Source organism: Streptomyces sp. DG2A-72, from assembly GCF_030499575.1.
Taxonomy (GTDB): domain Bacteria; phylum Actinomycetota; class Actinomycetes; order Streptomycetales; family Streptomycetaceae; genus Streptomyces.
This window is the reverse complement of sequence record NZ_JASTLC010000001.1, coordinates 8,421,206-8,440,322: the sequence shown is the minus strand read 5'-3', so window position 1 is coordinate 8,440,322 and position 19,117 is coordinate 8,421,206. Positions and strand designations below refer to the sequence as shown.

At 71.3% G+C, this 19,117-nt stretch carries 15 protein-coding genes, 1 pseudogene and 1 riboswitch; of the genes and pseudogenes, 10 read left to right on the top strand and 6 right to left on the bottom strand.

All coding sequences use genetic code 11. From position 1 onward, the window contains the following. The first annotated feature begins 83 nt into the window (after window positions 1-83). Complete coding sequence (locus tag QQY66_RS40070; RefSeq protein ID WP_301985296.1) at window positions 84-872, top strand: IclR family transcriptional regulator; 789 nt, start codon at window positions 84-86, stop codon at window positions 870-872. Between the two features lie 36 nt (window positions 873-908). Here the strand turns inward: QQY66_RS40070 and QQY66_RS40065 are convergent, their stop codons facing one another. The 5 genes from QQY66_RS40065 to QQY66_RS40045 form a co-directional block, all read right to left on the bottom strand. Further along, on the bottom strand, window positions 909-2,132 hold the full coding sequence (locus QQY66_RS40065) for a hypothetical protein (protein ID WP_301985295.1): 1,224 nt from the start codon (window positions 2,130-2,132) through the stop codon (window positions 909-911). A gap of 27 nt (window positions 2,133-2,159) precedes the next feature. Then, window positions 2,160-3,419 carry a glycosyltransferase family 39 protein gene (locus tag QQY66_RS40060; RefSeq protein ID WP_301985294.1) on the bottom strand — a complete coding sequence of 420 codons (1,260 nt, stop codon included), beginning with the start codon at window positions 3,417-3,419 and terminating at the stop codon, window positions 2,160-2,162. Further along, window positions 3,416-4,651, bottom strand: a complete 1,236-nt coding sequence (locus tag QQY66_RS40055; protein ID WP_301987651.1) for a bifunctional glycosyltransferase family 2/GtrA family protein — start codon at window positions 4,649-4,651, stop codon at window positions 3,416-3,418. The genes QQY66_RS40060 and QQY66_RS40055 overlap by 4 nt, the downstream gene beginning before the upstream one ends. Before the next feature lie 112 nt (window positions 4,652-4,763). After that, complete coding sequence (locus QQY66_RS40050; RefSeq protein WP_301985293.1) at window positions 4,764-5,276, bottom strand: hypothetical protein; 513 nt, start codon at window positions 5,274-5,276, stop codon at window positions 4,764-4,766. A 10-nt stretch (window positions 5,277-5,286) separates the two neighbouring features. Beyond that, entirely contained in the window at window positions 5,287-5,793 is a 507-nt protein-coding gene (locus tag QQY66_RS40045; RefSeq protein WP_301985292.1) for a SigE family RNA polymerase sigma factor, read from the bottom strand. Window positions 5,794-5,910: 117 nt separating this feature from the next. Here QQY66_RS40045 and QQY66_RS40040 point away from each other — a divergent pair, with 117 nt between their 5' ends. From QQY66_RS40040 to QQY66_RS40000, 9 genes and pseudogenes are all read left to right on the top strand, one after another. Then, window positions 5,911-6,528, top strand: coding sequence for a bifunctional 2-polyprenyl-6-hydroxyphenol methylase/3-demethylubiquinol 3-O-methyltransferase UbiG (locus tag QQY66_RS40040; RefSeq protein WP_301985291.1), 618 nt, complete (start codon window positions 5,911-5,913; stop codon window positions 6,526-6,528). Between the two features lie 282 nt (window positions 6,529-6,810). Continuing rightward, window positions 6,811-8,449: pseudogene (locus QQY66_RS40035) on the top strand (SpoIIE family protein phosphatase). Further along, window positions 8,448-8,672: riboswitch (cobalamin riboswitch) on the top strand. (Overlaps the previous pseudogene by 2 nt.) A gap of 150 nt (window positions 8,673-8,822) precedes the next feature. Next, on the top strand, window positions 8,823-11,141 hold the full coding sequence (metE, locus tag QQY66_RS40030) for a 5-methyltetrahydropteroyltriglutamate--homocysteine S-methyltransferase (protein WP_301985290.1): 2,319 nt from the start codon (window positions 8,823-8,825) through the stop codon (window positions 11,139-11,141). Window positions 11,142-11,263: 122 nt separating this feature from the next. Continuing rightward, window positions 11,264-12,454 (top strand): GTP-binding protein, encoded by a 1,191-nt coding sequence (locus QQY66_RS40025; protein WP_301985288.1) that lies wholly within the window; start codon window positions 11,264-11,266, stop codon window positions 12,452-12,454. Window positions 12,455-12,996: 542 nt separating this feature from the next. After that, the gene (locus tag QQY66_RS40020; protein ID WP_301985287.1) at window positions 12,997-13,956 is read left to right on the top strand and encodes an ATP-binding protein; all 960 of its coding nucleotides are present in this window, start codon (window positions 12,997-12,999) and stop codon (window positions 13,954-13,956) included. Window positions 13,957-14,010: 54 nt separating this feature from the next. Beyond that, a complete protein-coding gene (locus tag QQY66_RS40015) occupies window positions 14,011-14,403 on the top strand; it encodes an SCO5389 family protein (RefSeq protein ID WP_301985286.1) in 393 nt (130 codons plus the stop codon). A gap of 175 nt (window positions 14,404-14,578) precedes the next feature. Further along, a complete protein-coding gene (locus QQY66_RS40010; RefSeq protein ID WP_301985285.1) occupies window positions 14,579-14,842 on the top strand; it encodes a hypothetical protein in 264 nt (87 codons plus the stop codon). Window positions 14,843-14,937: 95 nt separating this feature from the next. Continuing rightward, the gene (locus QQY66_RS40005) at window positions 14,938-16,410 is read left to right on the top strand and encodes a family 43 glycosylhydrolase (RefSeq protein WP_301985284.1); all 1,473 of its coding nucleotides are present in this window, start codon (window positions 14,938-14,940) and stop codon (window positions 16,408-16,410) included. Window positions 16,411-16,429: 19 nt separating this feature from the next. Beyond that, a complete protein-coding gene (locus QQY66_RS40000; protein WP_301985283.1) occupies window positions 16,430-17,878 on the top strand; it encodes a family 43 glycosylhydrolase in 1,449 nt (482 codons plus the stop codon). Here the strand turns inward: QQY66_RS40000 and QQY66_RS39995 are convergent. Continuing rightward, a complete protein-coding gene (locus tag QQY66_RS39995; protein ID WP_301985282.1) occupies window positions 17,866-19,089 on the bottom strand; it encodes a cytochrome P450 in 1,224 nt (407 codons plus the stop codon). The genes QQY66_RS40000 and QQY66_RS39995 overlap by 13 nt on opposite strands. Window positions 19,090-19,117: the final 28 nt, after the last annotated feature.

Sequence of the window (19,117 nt, the reverse complement as noted above, 5' to 3'; positions counted from 1 at the left end):
GTATGCAGATGGAGGCTAGGTGGGTGAACGGGCTGGGTCAATGGGTGGCCGGGCCCGGACGGCCGCAGATTTACGATGTCCCCATGTCGGACGGGAGAGGTGTCCGCGGCGTGAAGTCGGCGTCCCGGACCGTCGCGCTGCTGGAACTGCTCGCCGCCCGGGGCGAGGAGCCCTCGCGCCTGGATCAGCTCGCCGAGGAGCTGGGCGTGCCGCGCAGCAGCATGTACCAGCTGTTGCGGACCCTCGTCGACTGCGGCTGGGTCCGCACCGACGCCACCGGCTCCCTGTACGGCATCGGGATCCGCGCACTCCTCACCGGCACCAGCTATCTCGACGGCGACCGGCGCATCCGTGCGGTCCGCCCGTACCTGGACGAGGCGTCGGACGCGCTCGGCGAGACGATCCATCTGGCGCGGCTCGACGGCGGCGACGTCGTCTATCTCGCCACCCGCGAGTCCCACGAGTATCTGCGCACCATCAGCCGGGTCGGCCGCCGCGTCCCGGCCCACGCCGGCGCCCTCGGCAAGGCCCTGCTCGCCGAACGACCGGACGGTGAACTCCCGCTCCCCGACGACCCGTTGACCGCCCTCACGGAGAACACGCACACGACCCGCGCCGCTCTGCTGGCCGACCTGGCCCGGGTACGCCAGCGCGGCCACTCCGTCGACCGCCAGGAGACGGTGCCCGGCATCGCGGGCTTCGGCTTCGCCCTGCGGTACGACGCCCCGGCGACCGACGCCATCAGCTGCTCGGTCCCGGTGGCCCGGCTCACCCCGGACCACGAGGTCCGTATCGTCGCCGTGATGCGGGAGATACGGGCGAAGATCGAGGCCCGTCTGCCGCCCGTCCCCGGGGCACCGGACTGGCGCTGAGCCCCGCGAGTGCGCCCGGTCACGGGGAGGCCTGGTTCAGCCTGCCCAGCGGCCCGACGTGAACGTCACCGCGAGGACCACCATCAGCGGCGCCACCACGGCGACGTACGCCTCCTTCACCCAGCCGCGCCGCAGGCTCCAGTGGGCCAGGCCGGTCCACAGGGGCCACCAGAGCAGGGTGGCGCGGGGAACGGACAGGTACCAGTACGACGTGCCGAGGGCCCAGAGGTTGAGCGCGATGAAGACGGCCTCCGGCCAGCGGCGGCGGTACAGCAGCAGGGACAGCAGCACGAGCCCGGTCGCCATCGCGGCCAGCTCCAGCTGGAACTCCCAGGCGTAGCCGGTGGTCAGGAGGTGGTCGAAGGCGTTGTCCCAGGTGTGCCGGAAGGCTTCGGCGGGGGTGTGGAAGTCCCGGTACCAGCCGCGTTCCTGGGCGTGCTTCCAGGCCATCCAGTCGCCGGTCCGCGCGTACAGGTAGACCGTGTAGGCCGCGGCGGGCAGGACGGGCACCGCGCACCAGGGCAGCGCGCGCAGCCGGCGCTTGCCGCGGCGGTCGTCCCGGGCCGACAGGAACTCGACGGCGATCGCGGCGGCCAGGAACAGGCCGCTGACCCGGGTAGTGGTGGCCGCCGCGCCTAGCAGGCCGGCGAGGGGCCAGTTGCGGTTCTTCGCCGCGAGCCAGGCCGGCAGCGCGAACGCGAGGAAGAGCGCTTTGGTGTATCCGGCGGCCAGGAACACCGCGGTGGGCGACAACAGCAGGAAGGTGACGGCCCGTTGGCCCGCCCGGGCACCGTCCGGCCGGCCGAGCCCGGCGACGCGGGCCAGCGCCACCACCGCGACGGCGCCGCTGACCAGGGAGATCAGCAGCCCGGCCACGGTCCAGTCGGCGATGACGGTGTGTACGGCGCGGAGGGTGAACGGGAAGCCGGGGAAGAAGGCCACTCGGTTGTCGGAGGCGGGGTCCATCCCCGGGAAGGAGCCGAAGTACCCGTATGCGGCTATGTGTTGGTAGTGGGCCCAGTCCCACCGCTCCCAGTGGGACAGCCATGGGGCCGGTGACTTGACGTTCCCGGTGGCGGGGAACAGCCACGCGGTGCAGTAGGTGACGAGCCACAGTCCCAGGCGGGTGAGTGCGTAGAGCCGCAGCACCCGGCGGTCCGCGGGGGTCAGCCGGTCGAGCAGTCGCCGCCGCGGCGGGGCGGCACGAGGCCTTTTCCTTACGGGACTTGCCACGTTCCGCTCGGGCAGGATCGCGGTCATCGTGCATCCATTCCTGGGTCCGCCGGGTTACGGGACGCCGAGTTCGAAGAGGACGTAGCCCGCGTACGAGCCGGAGGCCACCGCGGCGGTGGAGAGCGCCGTGAGCTGGAGGCGCAGGCTGAGCCGGCGCAGCGCCAGGGCGAGCGGGATGAACAGCGGGAACGCCGGGAGCAGATAGCGGGAGACGTTGCCGAAGATCTGCTGACTGCCCAGGACGAGGGCGAGGGTGACGGCCGGGTAGACGACCAGGACGGCAGGCGGGCGCAGCCGGATCAGCAGCGGGACGAGCACGGCCGCCAGCAGCACCACGCAGACGCCGACGATGTCCGCGTAGGGCCACGCGAAGAGGTAGTCGTCGTGGCCCACCGGGACGGAGGTGAGGACGTCGAGGGTGTACTTGCCGTAGTCGAACTCGTGGGCCCAGGCGCCCGACTGGAGCTTGAAGTAGCCGCCGTAGTCGCCCATGCGATGGCCGACCCAGGCCAGATAGCCGAGGAGGCCGAGCGGGGCGACGGCCACCGCCACCAGTGGGCGCAGGATGCCTTCGTGGCGCCGGTGCCGGTGGATGGCGAGGAGCGCGGCGACGGCGAGGGCGGCGATCAGGGCGACGGCGGTGGGGCGGTTGAGGCCGGCCGCGCAGGTGAGGAGGCCGGCGGTGATCCAGTTCCGGCGCATGACCGCGTAGCAGGCCCAGGCGGCCAGGGCGACGTAGAGGGAGTCGGAGTAGACCGCCCACTCCACGCCGGAGCCGGGCCAGACGGCCCACAGCCCGGCCGCGGTCAGCCCGGCGCGCGGGCCGCCGAGGTGCGCGGTGACGGCGTAGATCCCCAGGGCGGCGGCGAAAGAGGCGATGACCGAGACGAGCAGGCCGGCGCCGTAGGTGCCCAGGCCGGTCACCTCGGAGACGAGCCGCATCAGTGCCGGGTAGAGCGGGAAGAACGCCGCCGAGTTCCCTTCGAGGGTGATCAGTCCGGTGGCGCCGGGGATCGGGCGGAGTTCGGGGTGGTAGCCGTGCGCGGCGATCTGCTGGTACCACCAGCCGTCCCAGGTGCCCAGGACGTCCCAGGGGTGGGCGCCGCCGCCGAAGCGGGGGTTCTTCGCCCGGAAGTCACCGGCGGAGTCCAGCAGGTACATGAAGACGGAGAAGCCGATGAGCTTCAGTACGCCGTACATCGCCAGTGGCGGTCCGTAGCGCACGGCCAGGCGGTGCAGCCGCTGCCGTCGGTCGGGCACGACGCGGTGCGGGGATGCGGTGTGGTCGGGGCTGACGGTGAGCGTCGTGTTCATCGGGCGTTCCGTCCCAGGGATCGAGCGGAACGGGTGGCACGGGTGCCGAAGACCCAGGCCCTCAAGAGCAGGAACCGCAGCAGGGTCGCGATGAGATTGGCGGCCACCAGGACGGCGAGTTCGATGCGGTGATCGGCGGTGGGCGCGATGTGGTGCAGGGCCGCGAGCGATCCGCTGGTGAGCGCCAGGCCGACGAAGAAGGTGACGAGGCCGCGGGCCTGGTGACGCAGGGCGCCGCCCCGGCCGCGCAGTCCGAAGGTGAGCCGCCGGTTCGCGGCCGTGTTGGCGACGGCGCAGGCCAGCAGCGCCAGTGCGTTGGCGGCCTGGGGTCCCAGCGGCGGACGCAGCGCCGCGTACAGGATCAGATAGCAGAGGGTGCTCACCGCTCCTACGGCCGCGAAGCGCACCAGTTGCCTGACCAGTCCGGGCGACGAGTCGTCCGCGCCCCTGGCCCGTTCCGCCGACGGCAGGGTGCCGCGGGCCAGTGCGCGGCCGATCCGGGCGATGCCCCGCAGATCGGCCAGCGCGGTGGCGAGGATGTCCACCCGGCTGTCGGGGTCGTCCACCCAGTCCACCGGCACCTCGTGGATCCGCAGCCCCGCCCGCTCGGCGACCACCAGCAGCTCGGTGTCGAAGAACCACGCGGAGTCCTCGACCAGGGGCAGCAGCCGCTCCGCGACCTCGCGCCGCACCGCCTTGAAACCGCACTGCGCGTCGGAGAAGCCCACGGCGAGCGTGGAGCGCAGCAGCACGTTGTAGCAGCGGGAGATGATCTCCCGCTTGGGGCCGCGCACGACCCGAGAACCGTGGGCCAGTCGGGTACCGATGGCGATGTCGGAGTGCCCGGAGATCAGCGGGGCCACCAGCGGGAGCAGCGCGGCCAGTCCGGTCGAAAGATCCACGTCCACATACGCGAGCACCGGGGCCCGGGACCGTGACCAGGCCGCCCGCAGCGCACGGCCCCGCCCCTTCTCCTCCAGCCGTAACCAGTCCGCCTCGGGCAGCTCGCCGGCCAGCCGTGCGGCGATCCGTGGAGTGGCGTCGGTGCTGGCGTTGTCGGCGACGGTGATCCGGAACGGGTACGGGAACGTCTCCCTCAGGTGCGCGTGCAGCCGCCGTACGCTCCGCTCCAGATCGGCCGCCTCGTTGAACACCGGCACGACCACGTCCAGGACGGGCTCCGGGTGGTGCGCGGGGAGCGGGGCGGGGCGAGGCAGCCGGTCCCTTCCCATGAAGGCGACGGTCCCTGCGTTTGTCATGGTTCGTCCTTGTCTGCGCTCCGGCGCAGGGCGTGCGGAAGGCACACGCGGCGCTGAGTGATCGCTGGGGTGGTCGAGTGGGGTTCTAGTCGGCCGAGCCGGCGACGGACGACGCGGTGGCCGACGGCTCCCCTGTCTCCGGCACACCTTCCGTCGCCGTGGGTGGCGGGCTGGTCGCGCTCGTGGCGCCGTGCTCGGTGGCGCCTGCGGACGGATCCCCGGAGTCCGTGGTCGCACTCCCCGTCGACGTGGGGGGTGCGGTGGTGGGGGGAGGCCCGTCCGGGTCCGCCGAGCTGGACGAGGACGCGGTCGGCGACGGTCCCGGCGGCGAGGTCGTGCTCGCCGGGGACGACGGACTGACGGCGGGCTGCGGGCGGGGAGCGCTGGGCTCGTTCCTGACCTGGCCGTCGGGCAGCAGGAACAGCCCGATGCCGAGTCCGGCGACCGCCAGTACGGAGCCGACGGCCGCCTGTGCCGCGCGGGCCCGGCGGCGCGCTCGTACCCCCGCCCGCAGACGGTCCTGATGCTTCGGCTCGTAGGGGGTGTGCTCCTGGGTGTCGCGCATCAACTGCGCCAACTGCCGCTCGAAGTGATCCATGACTTCTCCCTCACCCCACCGGCTCGATGACATCGGCCAGAATCCGGCGCAGCCGCGCCACCCCACGCGAGGCGTGTGACCGGGCCGTGCCGACCGGACAGCCCAGCACCTGGGCGACGTGTGCCTCGGGCAGGTCCTGGTAGTAGCGCAGCACCACCGCGGCCCGCTGCCGGGACGGCAGTTGGGCCAGCGCGGCCTCCAGCCGGGAACGCTCCACCACGGTCGCGGACACATCGCCCGTCACCGCCACCTCGGGCAACTGCTCCACGGGGCGCTCGCCCCACCAGCGCCGCCGGGCCGAGCGAGCCGCCGCTCGCGACAACACCTTGCGCACGTAGGCCTCCGGCGCCTCGTCGGCGATCTTCGGCCAGACGAACCACAGCTTGACCAGGGACTCCTGCAACAGGTCCTCGGCCCGGTGCCGATCGCCTCCGGTGAGCAGACGCGCCAAGTGGAACAGCCCCGACCAGCGGGCGGCCACGAACTCGTCGAACTCACCGGCCCGATCTCGTTCCATCCGCGCTGTCCCCAGTTCTCGCCGGCTCGCCTACACAAGGGAGAAGGCACTGACAGCCCCTCCACGCTGCAATCACAGCCGGTGATCTGGATCACACCGAAGCATGCACATAACCAAGTGAATGTGAAAAATTGCTACGACGAGGCCTTCCCGCACAAGGAAGGGCAGGTCGCGGCGGCCGCATGGCTCATCGGCTCCCTGCCGGCCGGGTCCCGGGTACTGGACCTCGGGTGCGGCACCGGGCTCCCGACCGCGCGCCAGCTGGCAGAAGCGGGCTTCGAAGTCGTCGGGGTGGACCTGTCGGACGGGATGGTCACGCTGGCCCGCGACCATGTGCCCACCGGCGAATTCCACCAGGCGGACATCGCGGATCTGCGGCCCGGCGGCCCCTTGGACCTCGGCCGCTTCGACGGCGTGGCCGCCTTCTTCTCCCTGCTCATGCTCCCGCGCGCGGAGATCCCCCTCGCCCTGCGCACCGTCCGCCATCTGCTGCGTCCGGGCGGCCTGCTCGCCCTGTCGATGGTGGAGGCCGATGTGGACGACTTCTCGATCCCCTTCATCGGAAGGAGCATCCGCGTCTCCGGCTACCTGAGGGACGAGCTGCGCGAGGTCGTCGAGACGGCGGGCTTCGAGATCGGCGACGAGTCCTCGTACACCTACGCTCCGGCGGTCGCCGACATCCAGCCCGAGGTGCAGATCTTCCTGCACTGCCGGCGCACGCCCGACGACTCCTGATCCGCTCGCCGGGGCGCGGGCCGCACGTCCGGAAGGACACGCATGACGAAGCAGTCCGGAACCGGTGACGACACCGGGGGTCCTGCGCCCGGCGCGCAGGACCCCGCTGCTCTCATGCGTCGGCCGCAGCCGTCCGGCTCCGAGAACCGCGGCGTGACCGTGCGGCTGCCGGCCGCGGAGGTTCCCGCCGGACGCCCACCGGGCGACGGACCCGACGTCACCCCGCCGCAGACCGACAGACTCCGCTATCTCGACGCCGCGACCCGGCAGATCGCTCGCGGCATGAACCTCGACGAGACGCTGTACGAACTGTGCCGCGCGGCCGTCCCGGCGTTCGCCGACACGGCGTTCGTCCACCTGTACGCTCCCCTGCCGATAGGCGACGAGATCGGCGCCGCCCCGGAGATCCTGCGGCTGCACACCGTGGACCACGCGTCCCTTCGGGCCCCCGCCGGCCGGGGCTCCGGGTCACCCGCGCCGAGCGCGCACACCCGGCAGGCGGCCGAGGTCGTACGCCCGGCCGCCACCGGACTGCTCGCCAAGCTGCTGCAGGACGGACGGCCGGTGTTCGGCAACGACCCGGGCGTCGCCGCGGCGGCGGCCGAACTGCTCGGGAGGGTGCACATGCCCTGGTCGACACCTCCCGGGCGACGGCTGATCATCGCCCCGCTGCACGGCCGCAACCACGCGCTGGGCAGCGTCGTCCTCATCCGCGGACTCGACCGGCCCGACTTCACCGGCGACGATCTGCTGGTGGCCTCCCAGCTCGCCACCCACACCGCCCTCGGGCTGGACAAGGCGATGCTGTACGAGCGCGAGGCATCCGTCGCGGACACGTTGCAGCGCACGATGCTCCCGCCCTCGCTGCCGGAGCCGCCCGGTGTCCGGCTGGCCAGCCGCTATCTGCCGGCCTCGCGGACCGCGCAGGTCGGCGGGGACTGGTACGACGCGATCCCCGCTGCCCGGCAACCGCGTGGCCCTGGTGATCGGCGATGTGATGGGCCACTCCATGACCTCGGCCGCGATCATGGGCCAGCTGCGGACCAGCGTCCAGGCCCTGGCCGGGCTCGACCTGCCCCCGGACGAGGTGCTGCACCACCTCGACGAGCAGGCGGGACGGCTGGGCAGCGAACACACCGCGACCTGCCTGTACGCCTTGTACAACCCCGTACTGCACCGGCTGATCGTGTCCAGCGCCGGCCATCTGCCGCCGGTGCTGCTGCGTCCCGACGGCAGCGTGGAGGTGCTGGACGTCCCGCCCGGAGCGCCGATCGGTGTCGGCAGCGGCGGATTCGAGTCCGTCGAGACCCACGCGCCGACCGGGGCGACGCTGCTGCTGTACACCGACGGCCTGGTCGAGTCCCGCGACTCGGACGTGCTGACCGGGGTGGAGCGGCTGTGCGCCCGGCTGCGCGCGACCGGCCCGGGATCCGCGCCGCCGACGCTGGAAGACCTGTGCGACCAGGCGCTCGGCCCTCTGGACGCCGGTGACCGGGACGACGACATCGCGCTGCTCGCGGCCCGGTTCGAGGGCATCCTGCCGGAGACCGTCGCCTACTGGTACATGGCTCCGCGCCCGCAGACCGCGCGGCAGGCCCGTCGGCTGACCCGCAGGACGCTGCACGGCTGGGGCCTCGACGACCTGCTGGAGTCCACCGAGCTGATGGTCAGCGAGGTGGTGGCCAACGCCGTGCGCTTCGCCTCCCGGCCGATCACCCTGCGGCTCCTCTGCACGGACGTGCTGCGCTGCGAGGTGGGCGACGACTCGCCCGTGGTGCCGAGGATGCGGCACGCCCGGCTGAGCGACGAGGGCGGGCGCGGGCTGTTCCTGGTCGACCAGCTGGCAGAGCGCTGGGGGGCAACTCGGGTGAGCACGGGCAAGGTTGTGTGGTTCGAGCAGCCGCTGCCTCCCGCGGGTTAAGCTGGCCGACGCAGCTGGTTCGCCCCGCCTGCCAGGCGGGATGCGTCGCAAGAGGGAACCCGGTGAAAATCCGGGACTGCCCCGCAGCGGTGAACGGGAACGACCGCCGTCATACGCACTGGGTCCATGAATCGGGCCTGGGAAGCGACGGCCAGTAGATGTCTCGTACGACGACGAGACGTGCCCGTGAGTCCGAAGACCTGCCAACTGCCCGTGTGCGAACCACTCGTGCGCGGACATCCCGGTGACCTCGAGGGCGGGTCGGCGTACCACCGAGCGGACGGCCAGTGGCCGTTGCCGTCCGGTTGGTCACCCTTCGCGTTCTCGTCCCGTCTCCGGGATCTCAGGGATTCATCTCGCGAAGGAGATCTCCGTGACAAGCAAGCCCGCAGCCGCGGCAGCACGGGCCACCGTGTACGGCTACCCCCGCCAGGGACAGCACCGGGAACTGAAGAAGGCGATCGAGGGCTACTGGAAGGGCCGCGTCACCGCCGACGCCCTCCGCGCCACCGCCGCCGAACTGCGCCGCGGCAACTGGCGGCAACTGTCCGGCGCCGGCATCCACGAGGTACCGACCGGTGACTTCTCGTACTACGACCACGTCCTCGACACCACCGTCATGGTCGGCGCGATCCCCGAGCGGCACCGGGCCGCCGTCGAAGCGGACGCCCTGGACGGCTACTTCGCCATGGCGCGCGGCACCCAGGACGTGGCGCCGCTGGAGATGACGAAGTGGTTCGACACCAACTACCACTATCTGGTGCCGGAGTTGGGCCCGGACATGGTGTTCACGGCGGACTCCGCCAAGCAGGTCGCCGAGTTGAAGGAAGCCCTCACCCTGGGCCTGACAGCGCGACCGGTCCTGGTCGGCCCCGTCACCTACCTCCTGCTCGCCAAGCCCGCCCCCGGCGTGGCCGCCGGCTTCGACCCGATCACCCTCCTCGACCGGCTGCTGCCGGTGTACGCCGAGGTCCTCGCCGACCTGCGCGCCGCCGGCGCCGAGTGGGTGCAGCTGGACGAGCCCGCCCTCGTCCAGGATCGCACCCCGGCCGAACTGAACGCCGCCGAGCGGGCGTACCGAGGGCTGGGCGCCCTCACCGACCGGCCGAGGCTGCTGGTCGCCTCGTACTTCGACCGGCTCGGCGATGCGCTGCCGGTACTGGCCAAGGCCCCGGTCGACGGACTCGCGCTGGACTTCACCGAGGCCGCCGCCGCCAACCTGGACGCCCTCGCCGCGGTCGGCGGGCTGCCCGGCAAGCGGCTGGTCGCGGGTGTCGTCAACGGCCGCAACATCTGGGCCAACGACCTGTCGGCGTCGCTCACCACGCTCGGCACCCTGCTGGGTCTGGCCGACCGGGTCGACGTCGCGGCCTCCTGCTCCCTGCTGCACGTCCCCCTCGACACGGCGGCCGAGCGGGACATCGAGCCGCAGATCCTGCGCTGGCTCGCCTTCGCCCGGCAGAAGACCGCCGAGATCGTCACCCTCGCCAAGGGCCTCGCCCACGGCACCGACGCGATCACCGCCGAACTCGCCGCCAACCGCGCCGACCTGGCCTCCCGCACCAACTCCCCCATCAGCCGCGACCCGGCCGTACGGAACCGCGCCCCGGCCGTCACCGCGGCCGACGCCCGCCGCTGCCAGCCGTACGCCGAGCGGGCCGCCGCCCAGCGGGCCCACCTCGGCCTGCCGCCGCTGCCGACCACCACCATCGGCTCGTTCCCGCAGACCGGCGAACTGCGCGCGGCGCGCGCGCACTTGAAGGCGGGCCGGATCGACACGGCCGACTACGAGGAGCGGATCAGGACGGAGATCCAGGAGGTGATCTCCTTCCAGGAGAAGACCGGGCTTGACGTTCTGGTGCACGGCGAGCCCGAACGGGGCGACATGGTCCAGTACTTCGCCGAACAGCTCACCGGCTGCCTCGCCACCCAGCACGGCTGGGTCCAGTCCTACGGCACCCGCTACGTCCGCCCGCCGATCCTGGCCGGCGACATCTCCCGCCCCGAGCCGATGACGGTGCGCTGGACGACGTACGCCCAGTCCCTCACCTCGCGCCCCGTCAAGGGCATGCTCACCGGTCCGGTCACCATGCTCGCCTGGTCCTTCGTCCGCGACGACCAGCCGATCGACGAGACAGCCCGGCAGGTCGCCCTGGCTCTCCGCGACGAGGTGAACGACCTTGAGGCGGCGGGCACTTCGGTGATCCAGGTCGACGAACCGGCCCTGCGCGAGACGCTGCCGATGCGCGCCGCCGACCACCCCGCCTACCTGGCCTGGGCCACGGAGGCGTTCCGTCTGACGACGAGCGGCGTGCGCCCGGACACGCAGATCCACACCCACATGTGCTACGCCGAGTTCGGCGACATCGTCCAGGCCATCGACGACCTCGACGCGGACGTCATCAGCCTGGAGGCGGCCCGCTCCCATATGCAGGTCGCCCGCGAACTCGCCGGCCACGGCTATCCGCGCGAGGCCGGACCCGGCGTGTACGACATCCACTCCCCGCGCGTGCCGAGCGCCGAGGAAGCGGCCGAACTCCTGCGCACCGCCCTGAAGGCGATCCCCGCCGACCGGCTGTGGGTCAATCCCGACTGCGGCCTGAAGACCCGAGCCTGGCCGGAGACCCGTTCCTCACTGGAGAACCTGGTCACCGCGGCCCGCACGGTCCGCGCCGAACTGCCCACGCCCTGACCACCTGCCTCCCACCGGCCGGGGCCGCCCCGCGCGCCCCGGCCGGGTCCGGCGAACCGGCCGTAGTAATGGAATCCATTTTCATGTAGCGTGACGGTGCTCGCCCACCCAGGAGATCCGCCATGCCTTCCCTTGCGCCGTCCGACCGTCTGCCCGTCACCGTGCTGTCCGGGTTCCTGGGAGCGGGCAAGACCACGCTGCTCAACCATGTCCTCGGCAACCGTGAGGGCCTGCGGGTCGCGGTCATCGTCAACGACATGAGCGAGATCAACATCGACGCCGCGCTGGTCCGCGGCGGCGAGGCCGCTCTGTCGCGGACCGAGGAACGCCTGGTCGAGATGACCAACGGGTGCATCTGCTGCACTCTGCGCGACGATCTGCTGGAGGAGGTCGACCGGCTGGCCCGCGAGGGCCGCTTCGACTACCTCCTCATCGAGTCGTCCGGCATCTCGGAGCCGATGCCGGTCGCGGCCACCTTCGCCTTCGCCCGCGACGACGGCGCCACCCTCGGCGACCTGGCCCGACTGGACACCATGGTCACGGTCGTGGACGCCGCGAACTTCCTGCCCGAACTGGCGGGCGGCGACGAGCTGGTGGAGCGGGGGCTCGACCAGTACGAGGACGACGAGCGCACCGTCAGCGATCTGCTGATGGACCAGATCGAGTTCGCGGACGTGATCGTCGTCAACAAGCTCGACCTCGTCGACACCGCGACCGCCGACCGGCTGCGCGCGACGCTCGCCCGCCTCAACCCCGCCGCCCGGATCGTCCGCGCCGAGCACGGCCGGGTCGACGTCCGCGAGGTGCTGGGCACCGGTCTGTTCGACCTGGAGCGCGCACAGCAGGCGCCGGGCTGGGTCCGGGAGCTGAACGGCGACCATGTCCCGGAGACCGAGGAGTACGGCATCTCCTCCACCGTCTTCCGCGCCGAACCGCCCTTCCACCCCGACCGGTTGTGGACGTTCGTGAGCGAGCAGCTGGACAGCGGAGTCTTCGGGGAGGTCCTGCGCTCCAAGGGCTTCTTCACCCTGGCCAGCCGCCCGCAGGTGACGGGGCTGTGGTCGCAGGCCGGTACGGTGGCCCGCTTCGAGCCGTCCACAGCGCGGGACGAGGAGGCGCCGTACGCACAGGAACTGGTCTTCATCGGCACCGAGTTGCAGGCCGAGCCGCTGCGCGCCGCGCTGTCCGCCTGTCTGATGCGGGCCGGTGAAGCGCCACCCGCTGCCGACCCCTTCCCGGCCTGGGAGACGTACGGCATCGACGATGCCTGCGAGCACGAAGAGCACCCCGAACTGGTCGCCGGGGCCCACTGACTCCGGGTCGGACGGTGGACGCAGCCACGGCACCGCCCGGCCCGGGAGACCCTGCTCATTCCGCTCTACGGGCCGCGCGGCGGAGAACCGCAAGCCGGAACCCGCCCTGCGCGACGCGCGGGCCGAGGAGTTCGTCGCCTCGATCGACTACGACTTCGCCCGCTTCGACGACGGACCGAGGGCACGGTCGTCGAGACCGGCACCGGTCTCAACACGCGGTACGAGCGCGTCGACAACGGCCGGGTCCGGTGGTTCGACCTCGATCTGCCCGACGTGGTCGACCTGCGCCGGACCTTCTTCACGGACACCCCGCGCCGGACGGTGGTCCCCGCGTCGGTGACCGACGCGTCATGGACCGACGGGCCCCGGCATGGTCGACACCCAGGACGACCCGGCCCGGCTCGCCGACTGGCTCCGGATTACTACCCAATTTTCAACTGACTCCGCCCGCCGCCCAGTTGAGCGTCCGCGGATTTGACACCGGCCCCCTGCTCTCATCAATCTACGTTCATGACATTCATTTCCAATAGGGGCGGTTAGGCATGCGCGTGGCCTTCGTGGGCAAGGGCGGCAGCGGCAAGACGACCCTGTCCGCACTCTTCGCCCGTCATCTCGCGTGCTCGGGCGCGCCCGTCGTCGCCATGGACGGCGACATCAACCAGCACCTGGCCTACGCCCTCGGGCTCGACGAGGACGAGGTCTTCGCCGCGCCGCCGCTCAGTGCGCGGACCGGTGAGATCAAGGACTATCTGCGGGGCACGAACCCGCGGATCCCGTCCCGCCAGGCGATGGTGAAGACCACGCCGCCCGGGCGCGGCTCGCGACTGGTCCGGCTGCTCGGCGACGACGAGATCCACTCGCGGCACGTCCAGCGGGTCGGCGAGGTGTCCCTGATGGTCACCGGCGCCTTCGACGAGAGCGATCTCGGGGTGGCCTGCTACCACTCCAAGCTGGGCGCGGTCGAGCTGTACCTCAACCATCTGGTCGACGGCCCCGGCGAGTACGTCGTCGTCGACATGACGGCCGGCGCGGACGCCTTCGCCTCGGGGCTCTTCACCCGGTTCGACATGACGTTCCTGGTCGTCGAGCCGACCCGGAAGAGCGTCTCGGTCTACCGCCAGTACCGCGACCACGCGGCCGAGTTCGGCATCCCGGTCGCCGTGGTCGGAAACAAGGTCACCGGCGCTGACGACCTCGACTTCCTGCGCCGGCACGTCGGCGACGACCTCCTCGCCCACTGCGAGCAGTCCGCCTTCGTCCGTGCCCAGGAACAGGGCCGCGACCAGGGCGAGCTGGAGCCCGCCAACGCCGAGGCCCTGCAGCGGCTGCAGGCCGCCGTCGACGCCCGTACGAAGGACTGGGCGGCCTTCCAGCGGCACGCCGTCGAGTTCCACCTCCGCAACGCCACGGCCTGGGCCAACGAGGCCACCGGCCGGGACCTCGCCGACCAGGTCGACCCCGAGTTTGAACACGGCCCCGCGGCGCTCGCAGCCTTCGCCTGACCTCACCGCACCTCTGTGTTCCACCACCAGCACAACAGACAGGACACCCCCTTCATGTCGCTCGACGTCTCCCCGCAGCTGCTCGCCGAAGCCGAGAACGGCCAGGTGCGGGAAGAGGACTTCGTGGATACGGTCCGTACGTCCCTGCCGTACGCCTACGATCTGATCGCCCGTCTGGTCGGCGAACTGGGCGCCGGTCGGGCCGAGTTCGCCGACAACCAGACGCCTCCGCCCTCCGAGAAGGAGCGCGGTCAGCTGCTGCGGGCGCTGTCCAGCGACGCGATCCGCGGCAGCCTGGAGCGGCACTTCGGCGTCGCCCTCGCCTTCCAGAACTGCCACCGCGTCGCCGTGTTCCCGCCGGAGGCGCGCGGCGGTGAGACGTACACCCGCTTCACTTCTCTGCGCGCCCAGATCCTGAACCAGTCGCCGGAGTTCCGCGACTGCTGAGGCCGTACGACGCCGGTGCGGGAGGGGCGGCGGCCCCCTCCCGCACCAGCGGGACCAGCAGCCCCGCGACCACGAGTGTCGCCGCTGCCGTGATCACCCCCCACACATGCAGCCCGTTGACGGGGTGCCGCCTGCGCCCACCCGTGCCGCCCCAGGCGGCACGAATGCCCGCAGCTTGCGGCAAGCGTGCCGACCTAGGGGCGCGGGGAACTGCGCGACCAGCCACGATGGCGCCGCAGTCGAACGACGGCGCATCGCGCTGATCCAGCTCCTGCAGCGGACCGCGCTGCTGTCCGGGACCAGCAAGGACGATGACTGGCGTACGGCGGTGAAGGGGCGCGTCACCGAGTGCGAGGCGCAGCTCGCCCGGCTGACCGCCCCCCGCGCCCACCTCGCCACGGGACGCTTTGCGCAGGCGCCGTCAGTTGAAGCCCGGTAAAGCCCTTGTGACACGACCGTTGACGGGAACATGCCCCAGATCTATCTTCTGATCGAATTCACGAACCGCGTTCGAAATCACGGACAGGATCTCGTATGCGTCAGATGCTCGTCCTTGTGTGCGCCGTACTCCTCGCGCTGGTGTCGGCGACCCAGCCGGCCGCCGCGGCCGACGGGCGCCCGTATGCCAACCCGCTCAAGTCGTCCAAGGGCGCCGACCCCTGGCTGGAGTACTACGACGGCAACTACTACCTGATCACCACGACGTTCACCGGCATCCTCGGCATCCGCAAGTCACCGACGCTCGCGGGCCTCGCCACCGCGCCGAACGTGCAGGTGTGGTCGGACACGACGTCGACGCGGAACACCAACTTCTGGGCACCGGAGCTGCATTTCGTCGACGGGCACTGGTACCTGTACTACTCGGCGGGTCGGAGCGGGGTGGCTTGCTGTGACTCGCAGCGCACGCATGTGCTGGAGAGCGCGGGCGCCGACCCGATGGGCCCGTACACCTACAAGGGCTCGCTCACCGGGTCCAATCTCACACCCGGCGGCTGGCTGATCGACGCGAGCGTGCTGCGGGCCGGAGGCCGTCTCTATCTCGTCGGCAGCGGGTTCGTGAACGGCGGCGAGCAGAGCCTGGTCATCGCGCCGCTCAGCAATCCGTATACGTTGGCGAGCCGCACCTTCACCGTGATCTCCCGTCCGACAATGAGCTGGGAGCGGTCGGGTTCCCCCGTCAACGAGGCCCCCGAGCCGCTCTACCGCGGCGGCCGGACCTTCCTCACCTTCTCGGCCAGCTCCTGCCAGACGGCCGACTACAAGCTGGGACAACTGGAGTTGACCGGCTCCGACCCGTTGAACCCGGCATCCTGGACGAAGAAGTCGACGCCCGTCTTCCAGCGCAGTGACGCACGCGGTGTGTACGGCCCCGGGCACAACGGCTTCTTCACCTCCCCGGACGGCACCGAGAACTGGCTCGTCTACCACGGCAACTCCGCGTCCAACGGCGGCTGCGGCAACGGACGGACCACGCGGGCCCAGGAGTTCACCTGGAACGCGGACGGCACCCCGAACTTCGGCACCCCCGTCGCCCTCGGTACGACGCTCCCCGGCCCGTCCGGCGAGACTGCGGCGACCCCGACCGCGTACACCCTCGTCAACCGCAACAGTGGCAAGTGCCTGGACGTGAACGGCGGCAGCACGGCCGACGGCGCCAACATCTTCCAGTGGACCTGCAACGGCGGGACCAACCAGAAGTGGAAGGTCCAGGACCTCGGCGACGACACCAACCGGCTGGTCAACGTCGCCACCGGCAAGGTGATGGACACCGCCGAGTGCTCCGCGACCGACGGTGCCGACATCCGGCAGTGGTCCTGGCTGAACAACAAGTGCCAGCGCTACCGGCTCGTCTTCACGGCGAGCGGCGACCACGTCCGGATCGTCAACGAGTCCACCGGCAAGGTCGCCGACGTGGCCGAATGCGCCACCGCGAACGGCGCCGACGTACGCCAGTGGACCTGGCTGAACAGCAACTGCCAGCAGTGGCGCCTCGTCCCCACCACCTGACCTGATGCGGAGAACTCCCTTGACACGTAACGTCGTTCGTCTGCTCACGGCGATGCTGGTCGCTCTCGCGGCCTGCCTCGTCGCACCGGGCTCCCCCGCCCAGGCCGCCGTGCCCGACTCCCCCGCCGTGACCTACACGAACCCGATCGCGGAGAAGCGGGCCGACCCGCACATCGTCAAACACACCGACGGCTTCTACTACTTCACCGCGACCGTCCCCGCGTACGACCGCATCGTGCTGCGCCGGGCGACGACCATCCAGGGCCTGTCCACGGCCCAGGAGGTCACCATCTGGACCAAGCACTCCAGCGGCGTGATGGGCGCGCACATCTGGGCGCCGGAGATCCACTTCATCGACGGCAAGTGGTACGTCTACTTCGCCGCCGGATCCACCAGTGATGTGTGGGCGATCCGGATGTACGTCCTGGAGGGCACCGGCGCCAACCCGCTCACCGCGAACTGGACGGAGAAGGGGCAGATCAAGACCCAGTGGGAGAGCTTCTCGCTGGACGCCACGACCTTCGTCGTGAACGGGGTGCGCTATCTGGCGTGGGCGCAGCGCGACCCGTCCGTGAACAACAACACGGACATCTACCTCGCGAGGATGGCCAACCCCTGGACCATCACCGGCACCCCGGTGAGGCTGTCGCGGCCCACCTACTCCTGGGAGACGGTCGGCTACAAGGTCAACGAGGGGCCGGCGGTGATCCAGCGCGGCGGCAAGGTGTTCATGTCGTACTCCGCGAGTGCAACGGACAGCAACTACTGCCTGGGCCTGCTGTCGGCCTCCGCGAGCGCGAACCTGCTCAACCCGGCGTCATGGGCGAAGAGTTCGACGCCCGTCTTCACCAGCAACGCCTCGACCAGCCAGTACGGGCCGGGTCACAACTCCTTCACCGTCTCCGAGGACGGAAAGAGCGACATCCTCGTCTACCACGACCGCAGCTACAAGGACATCAGCGGCGACCCGCTCAACGACCCCAACCGCCGTACCCGCGTGCAGAAGCTGTACTGGAAGGCCGACGGCACCCCCGACTTCGGGATCCCGGTGGCCGACGGGGTCACGCCGCAGCGTTTCTCGTCGTACAACTTCCCGGACCGGTTCATGCGCCACTGGGAGTACCGCGCCCGGACGGACGCGAACGTCTCGCCGCTGGCGGACTCGCAGTTCCGGGTGGTCAAGGGGCTTGCGGGGAGCGGGACCGTCGCGCTGGAGTCGGCGAACTTCCCCGGCTACTTCCTGCGGCACAAGAACTTCGAGGTGTGGCTGGAGAGGAACGACGGGACGGCGCGGTTCGCGTCCGACGCGACGTTCTACCGGCGGGCGGGGCTGTCCGACGCGGCGGGGGTCTCGTACGAGTCGTACAACTACGCCGGACGCTACATCCGGCACTGGGAGCAGGTGCTGTACGTCCAGACGCCCAGCGCGGCGACGGACCGGGCGGACGCCACGTTCTACGGCCAGTGAAGGTGCAGGGCCTGCGGGGACCGGTGGATCAGCGTGGGGCGCATGGTGACCGGTCGGTCCTCGGCCAGCCGCAGGCCCGGCAGGCGGCCGGTCAACTCCCGCAGGGCGATACGGAGTTGTTCGCGAGCGAGCTGTGAGCCCGGGCAGCTGTGCACGCCCGACCCGAAGGCGAGGTGGCGGTCGGGTGTGCGGGTGATGTCGAAGGTGTCGGGGCGCGGGTGCCGTACCGCGTCCCGGTTCGCCCCGCCGAAGGCCACGAACAGTGCGGCACCGGCGGGGAGTTCGGTACCCGCGAGGGTGACCGGGCGGGTGGTGACGCGGCGGAATCCCTGCAGGGCGGTGTCGTAGCGTGCCGCCTCCTCGATCGCCGCCGGGATCCGGTCGGGCTCGGCGCACAGCAGCTCCCACTGGTTGCGGTGGCGCAGGAGGTGCAGGACGGTCGTGCCGATCAGCGCGGTGGTCGTCAGGTGTCCGGCGAGGAGCAGGTTCTGGAGGTGGGCGACGAGTTCGTGCCGCTGCTCCAGGGTGAGTTCGCCCTTGCCCGGGGTGGTGACGGAGGCGATGAGGTCGGTGCAGAGGTCCTCGCGGGGGTGCGCGTGCCGCTCGCGCACGTAGCCGTCGAGGATGTGCTGCATGGCGACGACGTCCTCGGCCGCGGCCACCTGCTCGTCCTCCTCCAGCGGACGGAAGAGCAGTTCCTCCGCCCGGTAACCACCGTGTACGACGGCGGGTACGTCGGCCGGGTCGAGGCCGACGATCCTGCCGATGACCTCGCCGGGGAGCCGCATCGCGTAGGCCGACATCAGCTCGGCCTCCCCGTCCCCGGCGAACGCGTCGACGAGAGCGGCTGCACGCTCGACGGCGTACGGCAGCGCGGCGGCGACGCGCGCCGGCGACAGGCCGCGGACGATCGGCGCGCGCAGCCGCTGATGCAGCTCCCCGTCGGCGGTGACGACGACGGGCCGCCCGCCGAACCCGCCGCCGAGGACGGCGAGCGCGGCGGGCGACGGCAGCACGTCCGGCCGCAGCGCGTTCGCCGACGAGAAATCCCCGGGGCGGCGCAGGACTTCTCGTACGTCGGCGTCCCGGGCGACCAGCCAGGCGTCCAGCTCGGCGAGGTGCACGAGGCCGTCGGTGTGCCGGGCGCGCGCGTAGTGCGGGTACGGGTCGCGCTGCAACGCGTCGAGTCCGCCGTGCGGTTCAGGGGTCATGAGACGCCTCCGGTGGCGACACGTCGTC

What these genes read in the sequence shown, in the direction of transcription:
- QQY66_RS40025 (WP_301985288.1), top strand. Translation starts at nt 11,264, where the DNA reads ATGCCTTCCCTTGCGCCGTCCGACCGTCTGCCCGTCACCGTGCTGTCC.
- QQY66_RS40055 (WP_301987651.1), bottom strand. Translation starts at nt 4,651, where the DNA reads ATGGGAAGGGACCGGCTGCCTCGCCCCGCCCCGCTCCCCGCGCACCAC.
- QQY66_RS40015 (WP_301985286.1), top strand. Translation starts at nt 14,011, where the DNA reads ATGTCGCTCGACGTCTCCCCGCAGCTGCTCGCCGAAGCCGAGAACGGC.
- QQY66_RS40060 (WP_301985294.1), bottom strand. Translation starts at nt 3,419, where the DNA reads ATGAACACGACGCTCACCGTCAGCCCCGACCACACCGCATCCCCGCAC.
- QQY66_RS39995 (WP_301985282.1), bottom strand. Translation starts at nt 19,089, where the DNA reads ATGACCCCTGAACCGCACGGCGGACTCGACGCGTTGCAGCGCGACCCG.
- QQY66_RS40065 (WP_301985295.1), bottom strand. Translation starts at nt 2,132, where the DNA reads ATGACCGCGATCCTGCCCGAGCGGAACGTGGCAAGTCCCGTAAGGAAA.
- QQY66_RS40005 (WP_301985284.1), top strand. Translation starts at nt 14,938, where the DNA reads ATGCGTCAGATGCTCGTCCTTGTGTGCGCCGTACTCCTCGCGCTGGTG.
- QQY66_RS40050 (WP_301985293.1), bottom strand. Translation starts at nt 5,276, where the DNA reads ATGGATCACTTCGAGCGGCAGTTGGCGCAGTTGATGCGCGACACCCAG.
- QQY66_RS40070 (WP_301985296.1), top strand. Translation starts at nt 84, where the DNA reads ATGTCGGACGGGAGAGGTGTCCGCGGCGTGAAGTCGGCGTCCCGGACC.
- QQY66_RS40045 (WP_301985292.1), bottom strand. Translation starts at nt 5,793, where the DNA reads ATGGAACGAGATCGGGCCGGTGAGTTCGACGAGTTCGTGGCCGCCCGC.
- QQY66_RS40020 (WP_301985287.1), top strand. Translation starts at nt 12,997, where the DNA reads ATGCGCGTGGCCTTCGTGGGCAAGGGCGGCAGCGGCAAGACGACCCTG.